This is a genomic window from Pseudomonas sp. IT-P2, assembly GCF_949767575.1.
Taxonomy (GTDB): domain Bacteria; phylum Pseudomonadota; class Gammaproteobacteria; order Pseudomonadales; family Pseudomonadaceae; genus Aquipseudomonas; species Aquipseudomonas pharyngis.
On record NZ_CATKQA010000008.1, the window covers coordinates 27001 to 37183 of the forward strand.

The window sequence follows — 10183 nt, forward strand, 5'->3', positions numbered from 1 at the left end:
GGCCAGTTGCCCCCCCCGTTGATCGTTCCCACGCTCCGCGTGGGAATGCAGCCCGGGACGCTCCGCGTCCCTTGCGAAGCGGACGCGGAGCGTCCAATGAGGCATTCCCACGCAGAGCGTGGGAACGATCATCAAGGCCGATCTTCCAGACATGAAAAAACCCGCTGACCGTTCCCGGTTCAGCGGGTTTCTTTTTGGCTGAAGACTTACTGGGCAGCTGCTTGCGCTTCCATCTTCTGGCGCAGGCTCAGCGGACGCATGTCGGTCCAGACTTCTTCGATGTAGGCCAGACATTCCTTCTTCAGGCCGCTCTTGCCAACGGTGCGCCAGCCTTCCGGCACGGCCTTGTAGTCCGGCCAGATCGAGTACTGCTCTTCGTGGTTGACCACGACTTGAAAGAGGATGTCCTCGCGGTCGAATACTGACGTCATGCTGTGTCTCCATCGCTGTAAGGGTGGGCTGCACGACGGTGCAGCCGGGTATGTAGAAAGAACGTTCGACGCGGCGAAAAATTTACAGGCCGGCGGTCGCAGCGCTCAACGCACGGCCGAAGATCTCGGCGACGCGGTCGATTTCCGCGGCGGTGATCACCAGCGGCGGCAGGAAGCGCACCACCGCACCATGGCGCCCGCCCAGCTCCAGAATCAGCCCGCGCTTGAGGCATTCGCGCTGAATCAGCGGCGCCAGACGTGCGAAGGCCGGTGGATGCCCCAGCGCATCCGGAGCGCCGTTCGGATCGACCAGTTCGACACCGAGCATCAGGCCACGACCACGAATGTCGCCCAGTTGCGGGAAATCGCGCTGCAAAATGCGCAGGTGTTCGCTCAGGCGTTCGCCCATGGCGGCAGCGTGTTCGCAGACCTTGTGCTCGACCAGGTAACGCATCACCGCAGAGCCGGCGGCCATCGCCATCTGGTTGCCACGGAACGTACCGGCGTGAGCGCCCGGTTGCCAGGTGTCGAGCCAGTCGCGATAAACCACCACGGCCAGCGGCAGGCTGCCGCCAATGGCCTTGGACAGCACCACCACATCCGGGGTGATGCCGGCGTGTTCGAAGGCAAACATCTTGCCGGTGCGGGCGAAACCGCTCTGGATTTCGTCGACGATCAGTGCAACACCGGCCTTTTCGGTGATGCGGCGCAGACCGCGCAGCCACTCGATGTCCGCCGGGATCACGCCGCCCTCGCCCTGCACCGCTTCGACGATCACCGCTGCCGGCAATTGCACGCCGGCCTCGGGATCATTGAGCAGGTTTTCCAGATAGCTCAGATTGGCCTTCACACCTGCCGCGCCACCGAGGCCGAACGGGCAACGGTAGTCGTAAGGGAACGGCATGAATTGCACGCCGTTGCTGAGCAACGCGCCCAGTGGTTTTTTCGGCCCCAGGCTGCCCATCAGGCTCAAGGCGCCCTGGCTCATGCCGTGGTAACCGCCGGAGAACGACAGCACGGTGCTGCGCCCGGTGGCGGTGCGCACCAGTTTCAGCGCGGCTTCCACGGCGTCGGTGCCGGTCGGGCCGCAGAACTGGATTTTCGCTTCCTTGGCCAATGCCGGAGGCAGCAGGCCGAACAGGTCCTGAACAAATTGATCCTTTACCGGCGTGGTCAGGTCCAGGGTGTGCAGTGGCAACTCATCGGCCAGTACCTGCTGAATGGCCTCGATCACTACCGGATGGTTATGCCCCAACGCGAGGGTGCCGGCGCCGGCCAGGCAATCGATGAAGCTGCGGCCTTCGACGTCCTCGACGTACAGGCCCTTGGCGCGCTTGAGCGCCAGGGGAATCCGGCGCGGGTAGCTGCGAGCATTGGATTCCTGCTGGCTCTGACGGGCCAGCAACGGCGACTCATTGAACTGATACAGCGTTTCAGCCGACGCGGAGGCGATCCGGGCCGACGGCTCTTCGATAAGGCTGGTGGCGACTGACATCTCTCGACCCCTCAATACGCTATGGATAGTGACCAAAACTGCACACCGGGCAGGTGCGCGTTCCGGTCGCGGGGCGCACATGCAGGTTTTCCTGTTCTGGAAACGCACCAGCGTGTCGAGGATTTACACCCTTGATCAAATGTCAGGCCGACAATGCCAGCGCCTTGTGCATCGGCAGGGCCAAAATGCCGTGATGTGCAAAGGGAGACGCCGCTTCACGATAACCCAGACGCCGATAGAACGCCTCGCTGGTTCGCGTGCTGGCGAGCCTGACGCGAGGCTGGCCACGAATTCTCAACCAGCCTTCGAGATCGCCCATCAATGCGCGACCCGCACCGCGACGAAACCACTCCGGCTGCACATGACAAAACGTGATCTCGCCATTGGCCGCGGCCATGCCGACGCCGACCGGTTTGTCCTGCAACAGCGCAATATTCAGATAATGACGGGGATCGGCGAGCCACGCGCTGATGTGCTCCGCCGATTGTCGGCGGACCCAGCGATCGACCAGTTGTGGATCGTTGCGATGGTCAAGCGCGCAACCGACGCGGATCGAGCGTTCGAGAATCCGGCTGATGACGCCGGCGTCGGCAAGAGTGGCGGGACAGATGTGGATGGGTGCTTCCATGGCGCTGTTTCCCTCAATCCATTGAGTCAAAGGCTGGGGCGACAATACCGTCGCGGCCGGCGGATGACTAATGGAGAGAGGTTACATTTGATGTGCCCGGCAAACTGTCAGACCGGTTGCAGCGGCATGGTCAGCTCGACCCGCAAACCATCCGGACGGCTGTCGAAATGCAGGGTGCAGGCGCAGCGCTGAACGATCGCCTGGACAATCGCCAGCCCCAGTCCGCAGCCGGTGCTCTGGCCGTTGCGCCAGAAGCGCTGGGTCAGGTGTTGCAGATCGTCCGGGGCAATCCCCGGACCATGGTCGCGCACCACGAAACGCACGCGATTGGCGGTAGTTTCCAGGCTCAGATCCACCGCGCCGTCCGTCGGCGTATGACGCAGGGCATTGTCCAGCAGATTGCGCAGGGCCGCGATCGACAGCACGGCCGGCATTTGCAGTGGAGCTTCGGACAAGCGCTCGGGCAGGTGCAGTCTTATCCGCTGGCGCTGGTCGCCGGCCGAGTCCTGGATCGCCAGTTTCGCTACCTGCTCGGCGCTGCACTGCACACCGTCGTCGAACGACAGACTGCCTTCGACCCGCGCCAGCAACAGTAACTGCTCAAGGGTCCGATGCAGGCGGTCGGCACCCTCCTCGGCCCGGGCCAGAGACTGATCGCGGGCGCTGCCATCGGTCATGCGCGCCACTTGCAGGTGGGTCTTGATCGCCGTCAGCGGGCTGCGCAGTTCGTGGGCGGCATCGCCGGTCAGGCGACGCTCGCGCTCGATGGTCTTGCCGATGCGCTGGAACAGCTGATTCTGGGTTTCCAGCAGCGGTTTCAGTTCGCTGGGGAATGACTGCAACTGCAACGGCTCCAGCGAGTCGGCATTGCGGCGCATCAAGGCTTCGCGCAAGCGATTCAACGGTGCCAGACCCTGACCGATCCCCAGCCACAACAGGCACAGGCAGCCAAGCAACGCCACGCCGACCGGCACCGAGGCCGCCAGCAGAATCGACATGTTCAGGGCTTCACGCTCGATCACCCGGTCGGCGGTGGTGATCCGCACATCGCCCCGAGCCAGGGTGAAGCTGCGCCATGGCGCACCGTCGATCATTTGATCGTGGAAGCCCATTTTCTGGGCTTCCAGCGCCTGTTCCGGGTTGTTGTGGCTGCGTGCGAGGATTTCCCCGCGCAGCGAGCTGACCTGACAGGCCATGCCGCCGGGAATGTTCAACTGCTCGGCGCTGAAATGAGTGCCCTCGCCTTTGCTCGGGACAGCCGGCAATTGTTCCAGCAACCCGGCGACCATCCGCGCCGACGCCACCAGGCGCTGGTCGAGGGAAAACATCATCTGGTTGCGCAGGTCGCTGAGCATCCAGGCGGCCGCCAATGCCCAGATCAGCGCGAATGCGGCGCCGAGGGTCAGGCTCAGGCGCAGGCGCAGGCTCATCACTTGTCGGGTTCTCCGCCATCGGCCGGGCCCAGGCGATAACCCAGACCGCGCACGGTTTCGACGATGCCTTTGCCGAGTTTGCTGCGCAGGTGATGGATGTGCACATTGAGCGCATTGCTTTCCAGTTCATCGTTGAAACCGTAGACGCTGTCCTTCAACTGCTCGGTGGACAGCACCCGGCCACGGTTGTGCAGCAAGGCTTGCAACAACGACTGCTCGCGCCGCGACAGATCCACCGGACGCCCCGCCAGGGTGGTTTCGCGACTGCTCGGATCGTAAGTCAGCGCGCCGTGTTCGATCAGATTGACGCTGCGTCCGGCCACCCGGCGCAGCAGGGTTTGCAGGCGGGCGAACAACTCGCGCAGGTCGAATGGCTTGAGCAGGTAGTCGTCGGCACCGGACTGCAGACCGTCGACACGATCGGTAACCGAATCCCGCGCAGTCAGAATCAGGACCGGAATCTCCAGGCCTTGCTGACGCAGTTGTTGCAGCAACTTGAGGCCATCTTCGTCCGGCAGGCCGAGATCGAGCACCATCACGTCGAATTCGGCAACCTTGAGGATCGCCCGTGCCTTGGAGGCGGTGTTGACGTGCTCGACGGTCAGGCCCTGCGCCGTCAGCCCGGCGACGATCCCGCTGGCGATCAACTCATCGTCTTCGCAAACCAGTACGTGCATGGTGAGTCCCGTGGAAAAGTGCTGATTAGGCCGCTGGCCGATTAAGCCGACATTATGCCCCGAACGCCACCGCGACAAGGGCGTCGCGGTTAATCATCGGTTAATCGCCGCCGCCCATTGTGCCCCTCAATTGCACAGGGACAAGGCTCCTCCATGCGTCATTTTTTGCTGTTTTTTGCACTGTTGATTTCGAGTCTGGCCCAGGCAGGGAATGATCCTTTTGCGTCAAAACCGGAGTTTTTGCCGGTCGACAAGGCGTTCGTGCTGACCTCGGAGCGTCTGGATTCCGGCGAGACCCAGCTGTTCTGGCAAATCGCCGATGGCTATTACCTGTATCAGAAGCGTCTGAAATTCGACGGGCTGGCGACGGAAAGCGTCCCGGCCCTGCCCGAAGGCGAGTCCCACAGCGACGAGTATTTCGGCGAGCAACCGGTTTATCGTCAGGGTCTGGAACTGAAGATTCCCGCAGCCGCCACGGGCCAGATAAAGGTCAGTTATCAGGGCTGCGCCGACGCGGGTCTTTGCTATCCACCACAAACCAGAGTGATCGACCTCGGCGGCAAAGCCGCAGCAACGACAGATGAGGCGCCGGATCAGGCACTGGCCAGCGGTCTGCAACAGCATTCGCTGGGCTGGAGTCTGCTGGTGTTCTTCGGTCTCGGTCTGCTGCTGGCGTTTGCGCCGTGCTCGTTGCCGATGCTGCCGATTCTGGCGGGCATGGTCGTGGGCAGCGGCGCCACGCCGCGTCGCGGTTTCGCGCTGGCCGGCAGTTATGTGGTTTGCATGGCTTTGGTGTATGCGGCGATGGGCGTCATTGCCGCGCTGCTGGGTGCCAACCTGCAGGCGGGGTTGCAGAACCCGTGGCTGCTCGGGACGTTCGCGGCAGTGTTTGTGGTTCTGGCGCTGCCGATGTTCGGCTTCTTCGAACTGCAGTTGCCGGTGGCCCTGCGAGATCGACTGGAACACGCCTCGCGCAGCCAGCGCGGCGGCAGCCTGATCGGCGCCGGCGTATTGGGCGCGCTGTCCGGTCTGCTGGTCGGCCCGTGCATGACCGCGCCGCTGGCCGGCGCTCTGCTCTACATCGCGCAAAGCGGCAACGCGCTGCACGGCGGCCTGATCCTGTTTGCTTTGGGCATCGGCATCGGCGTTCCGCTGCTGTTGCTGGTAACGGTCGGCAATCGCTTCCTGCCCAAGCCCGGCGCGTGGATGAATCTGCTCAAGGGCATATTCGGTTTTCTGTTCCTTGCCACCGCGCTGCTGATGCTGCGCCCGGTGCTGGATCCGTCGCTGTGGTTGGGCCTGTGCGGCGCGCTGCTGTTGATCGCCGCTTACAGCGCCTGGAAACAGTCCGATGGCTTTGGTCGCGTGGCGCAACTGTTCGGTGCCGGTTCGCTGTTGCTGGGCCTGTGGGGCAGTCTGCTGGTGGTCGGGGCGGCGGGCGGCAGTGACGATCCGTATCAGCCGTTGCAGGTGTACAGCGCCGGCCGCGTCGGATCTGCGGTGCCCAGCGGCCACGAAGCCTTCACGACGATCAAGGATCCCGCTGCCCTGCAACGCGAGCTCGACGCCGCCAAAGCGCAAGGCCAGTGGGTATTGCTCGATTACTACGCCGACTGGTGCACGTCGTGCAAAGTCATGGAGAAACAGGTGTTCGGCCAGGCACGGGTGATGCAGGCCCTGAGCGATGTGCGCTTGCTACGGCTCGACGTCACCGCCGACAATGCCGCCAGCCGCGAACTGCTCGGCCGTTATAAAGTGCCGGGGCCACCGAGTTTCGTGTGGATCGGCGCCGACGGTGAAGAGCGCCGCAGCCAGCGCATCACCGGCGAGGTCGATGCCGATACTTTCCTGCAACGCTGGACCACCACCCGAGACGCCCGTTAATGCTGACCTTCACCCTCGGCACCTTTGCCATCGCACTCAACCACCTGCTGCTGATCAGCGCGCTGGCGCTGGCGACTTTCGTCGGCTGGCGGGTGGCCAAGCGCGGCGGTGACAACCCCGAGTCGGCGCTGTTCAGCCTGTTTCTGCTCGGCATGCTGGCGGCGCGCATTGCGTTTGTCGCTGTGTACTGGGGCCACTATCGCAACGATCTGTGGCAGATCATCGACCTGCGCGACGGCGGTTTTCTCGCCTGGCCGGGGGTGATCGTGCTGTTGCTGGCGGCGCTGTATCGCGGCTGGCGCCGGCCGGGCTTGCGTCGACCGCTGGGTTTCGGCGTGGTCAGCGGTGTGGCGTTCTGGGTGCTGGCGACCCTGTCGCTGAATATCTACGAGCAAGGCACGCGCCTGCCGGACATCACTCTGCGCAACGCCGCCGGGGAAACCGTGAAACTCACCGACTATCAGGGCGGGCCGCTGGTGATCAACCTGTGGGCCACCTGGTGTCCGCCGTGCCGCCGGGAAATGCCGGTGCTGGAAAACGCCCAGCAACAACGCCCGGACCTGACGTTCCTGTTCGTCAACCAGGCCGAAAGCATGCAAAGCGTCGCCACCTTTCTCGAAACCCAGGGTTTGAGCCTGAACAACGTGCTGTTCGACCGCAGCGGACGCCTCGGCCAGGCCGTGGGCTCCATGGCCCTGCCGACTACCCTGTTCTATAGCCCGGACGGTCGCCTGCTGGGCAGCCATTTGGGCGAATTGTCCAACGCCAGCCTGGCCCGTGCTCTGGAAAGCTTCGACACCCCGGCATCCAGCCTGAATCCGGCCACCTCTTCTTCAAGGAAACTGCCATGCCCCGCCTCCGCCACCTGCTGACGCTGACCCTGGGCGCCGCCCTGCTGCACTTGCCGTCGGTCCAGGCTGCTGAAGAACCGCCTGAAGCGATCAAGAAGATCGAAGCCAAGGGCGCCAGGATCGTCGGCCAGTTCGACGCGCCGGACGGCTTGCGCGGTTACGCCGCGCAATACCAGAACCGCGGTATGGCGCTGTACCTGACGCCGGACGGCAAGCACGTGCTGCTGGGCAACCTGTACGACGCCGACGGCAAGGACTTGAGCAGCGAGCCACTGCAAAAACTGGTCTACGCGCCGATGGCCAAGGAAGTCTGGGCCAAGTTCGAAGCCAGCAACTGGATTCAGGACGGCGACAAGGATGCCCCGCGCACCGTGTACCTGTTCAGCGACCCGAACTGCCCGTACTGCAACATGTTCTGGGAACAGGCCCGCCCATGGGTCAAGGCCGGCAAGGTGCAGCTGCGACACATCATGGTCGGCATCATCCGCGAAGACAGCCCGGCCAAAGCCGCCGCTCTGCTCGCCGCCAAGGACCCGAGCAAAGCCCTGGAAGATCACGAGAAGGCCGGCAAGGCCAGCACCCTCAAGGCCTTGAAGGACATTCCGGTCGCCGTGCAGACCAGACTCGCGGCGAACATGCAGTTGATGGAAGACCTGGACTTGCAGGCCACCCCGGCGATCTTCTACATGGACGACAAGGGCGAACTGCAACAACAGCAAGGCGCGCCGACGCCGGACAAACTGGCGAAGATTCTCGGCCCGAAATAACGATTTGCGGCTCCGGTAAATACAGCTGGAGCCATCACCACTCACTCGGCTCACATCGCTCAAGGATGTCATCCAGTTCGCCTGTCGCTCCGTGTTCAAGCAAAAACTGCGTCACCTCTTTCGACCACTCCGTGTCCGATACGATGCCGGCCCAGGCATGGGTTTTTGCCGAATGGCAGGGCCGATCATCGAAGTTGTTGATCAACGCCTGGTTCAAGGTTCGTACATCAAAACCCGGATTCCTTTCGCTTTGCAGCATCAGGGAATTGAACACCCGCTGTTGAGTGTCGGGATTGGGTGTGAGGGGGTAGGTTTTAGTTGAACTCAAAACGATAAACGTCGGTTTGACGTTTTCAGCCAGCGCGGCCTGCAATCGATAGTGACCGTCGATAATCACGTAAGAACACAAGGCGCCGACATACCACAGCAAGACAGGGGGCAGGCTGTCCTCTCTCGCCTTCTTGCGCCACCACTTCATACGCCCGGCATACGGATCGACCGTGTGCAGACCGATCAGATTGCCCAGATCCCAGTCGAGCCACTCCACTGGTCGCGGCTGAAGGTTGTCGAGAATGCCGTCACCACGAGCTGACCATACCGGTAAATGGCTGGTCATCTCTTGCTCTGTCGAGAAATACCAATTGTTCACACCGTCGCCACGGTGTCTTCGTACGTCCACAGGCATCATGGGCCGTGCCACCCAGTGTCCGGGATAAAGAAAGTCCGTCTGATGCTCCATCAATTGGTTGATGAAGTACCGGCTCCAGGCTTTCATTCGCTGCTCGACGGGCAAATGGCGGTGGTGTTCGACCTGCGCAGAGTCAATGGCAGGAACGGGTGGCGACTCCCATTGCATCGGCAACGGATTGCGCACCAGCCAGGCACCGTAATACGAAGTCGCCATCGTCCCCCAAAACAAAGGGGTCTCGTTGAACATCAGTTTCAGGCGAGCATTGTTACCTGTGCACAGATACAGTTGTGGTTTGCCCTGAGGAGGGCCACTGATCTCAATGCTCAGCCCACCCCATTGTCCTTGCAGATCTTCAAGATCGCGCCAGAAGAATTGCTTCACGCCAGTCCCTTAAAATGAAATTCCATACGCAATTACAGCGTATTTCGATTGCGCTCACTCAAAAAACTGAACAACACCTCCGTCACGAATCCGGGATTCTCCAGATTGGAGATATGCCCCGCCTCCGGCACCAGCACACACGGGCAGCCAATCAACTCGGCCATTTCCCGTGCTTCCGACGGCGGGCGTGGTTTGTCCTGATCGCCACAGACCACCAGCGTGGTCGCCGCATTCAGCTCGCCCAGACGCGGCAACAGGTCATCACGGCCAAAGGTGATGCGCCCCATCGGCACGATGCTGTCGCGCAGGCGTTCGGCGGAATAGCCGGCGAGTTTTGCGCGGAAATCCTGATACAGCGCCGACTCCCGATCGATGCCCGGGCGGAAGAAGATCGGCACCACGATATCCAGCAGTTGCTCGGAGATCCCGCCGCTTTCCTCGATCTGTTTGAACAGCGAGAAATAGTACTGACGGGTCGGCTCCGGCTCGACGCCGACGTAAGTGTCCATCAGCACCAGACCGTTGAGCCGCTGCGGCGCCGACAACGCCAGACGCACGCCCCACATGCCGCCGACCGACAACCCGACCAGCGTGACCCGGTCGATGTCCAGATGATCGAGCAAGGCCAGTGCCTGACGGGCGATGTCGTCCAGCGAAGCGGTGCCTTCAGGCAAACGACCGGATTCGCCATGGCCCCACAGATCCAGCGCAATCACCCGGTAGTGCGCCGACAACGCTGCGATTTGCGGGGCCCACATGGTCTGGTCCCACAGGTAACTGCCGGCCAACAGCACCGCCGGGCCCGTGCCTTGATCAATGTAGTGAAGCGCCTGTCCGTCAACCGTGAAAAAAGGCATGGATAACCCCCGTGGCAAAGAAACTGGAGCACGAAGACTGAGCGGGCGCGCCTCGGCCGTCAATGATATGAAAGGATTACAAAGCCCG

10 protein-coding genes are annotated in these 10183 nt (G+C 62.4%); 3 read left to right on the forward strand and 7 right to left on the reverse strand.

Annotation, left to right across the window (positions count from 1 at the left end; all coding sequences use genetic code 11):
- Positions 1-206: 206 nt before the first annotated feature.
- The 5 genes from ACM6JM_RS05585 to ACM6JM_RS05605 form a co-directional block, all read right to left on the reverse strand.
- A complete protein-coding gene (locus tag ACM6JM_RS05585; protein ID WP_007917715.1) occupies positions 207-431 on the reverse strand; it encodes an MbtH family protein in 225 nt (74 codons plus the stop codon).
- Between the two features lie 82 nt (positions 432-513).
- Complete coding sequence (locus ACM6JM_RS05590) at positions 514-1926, reverse strand: aspartate aminotransferase family protein (RefSeq protein WP_414881429.1); 1413 nt, start codon at positions 1924-1926, stop codon at positions 514-516.
- Positions 1927-2068: 142 nt separating this feature from the next.
- Positions 2069-2554: a GNAT family N-acetyltransferase gene (locus ACM6JM_RS05595; protein WP_414881430.1), complete on the reverse strand. Its 486-nt coding sequence runs from the start codon at positions 2552-2554 to the stop codon at positions 2069-2071.
- A gap of 107 nt (positions 2555-2661) precedes the next feature.
- Positions 2662-3984 carry an ATP-binding protein gene (locus ACM6JM_RS05600; RefSeq protein ID WP_039770380.1) on the reverse strand — a complete coding sequence of 441 codons (1323 nt, stop codon included), beginning with the start codon at positions 3982-3984 and terminating at the stop codon, positions 2662-2664.
- Positions 3984-4664: a response regulator gene (locus tag ACM6JM_RS05605; RefSeq protein ID WP_011335250.1), complete on the reverse strand. Its 681-nt coding sequence runs from the start codon at positions 4662-4664 to the stop codon at positions 3984-3986. The genes ACM6JM_RS05600 and ACM6JM_RS05605 overlap by 1 nt, the downstream gene beginning before the upstream one ends.
- A 153-nt stretch (positions 4665-4817) precedes the next feature.
- Here ACM6JM_RS05605 and dsbD point away from each other — a divergent pair, with 153 nt between their 5' ends.
- Genes dsbD through dsbG form a run of 3 tightly spaced genes read left to right on the forward strand, consistent with a single transcriptional unit; the run spans position 4818 to position 8166 of the window.
- Positions 4818-6548, forward strand: coding sequence for a protein-disulfide reductase DsbD (gene dsbD, locus ACM6JM_RS05610; protein WP_414881431.1), 1731 nt, complete (start codon positions 4818-4820; stop codon positions 6546-6548).
- Positions 6548-7420 (forward strand): TlpA disulfide reductase family protein, encoded by an 873-nt coding sequence (locus ACM6JM_RS05615; protein ID WP_074687932.1) that lies wholly within the window; start codon positions 6548-6550, stop codon positions 7418-7420. Before dsbD ends, ACM6JM_RS05615 begins: the two co-directional genes overlap by 1 nt.
- Positions 7396-8166 (forward strand): thiol:disulfide interchange protein DsbG, encoded by a 771-nt coding sequence (gene dsbG, locus ACM6JM_RS05620; RefSeq protein WP_414881432.1) that lies wholly within the window; start codon positions 7396-7398, stop codon positions 8164-8166. The genes ACM6JM_RS05615 and dsbG overlap by 25 nt, the downstream gene beginning before the upstream one ends.
- A gap of 34 nt (positions 8167-8200) precedes the next feature.
- Here the strand turns inward: dsbG and ACM6JM_RS05625 are convergent, their stop codons facing one another.
- Positions 8201-9238 carry a hypothetical protein gene (locus ACM6JM_RS05625; RefSeq protein WP_414881433.1) on the reverse strand — a complete coding sequence of 346 codons (1038 nt, stop codon included), beginning with the start codon at positions 9236-9238 and terminating at the stop codon, positions 8201-8203.
- Between the two features lie 32 nt (positions 9239-9270).
- A complete protein-coding gene (locus ACM6JM_RS05630; RefSeq protein ID WP_414881434.1) occupies positions 9271-10095 on the reverse strand; it encodes an alpha/beta fold hydrolase in 825 nt (274 codons plus the stop codon).
- Positions 10096-10183: the final 88 nt, after the last annotated feature.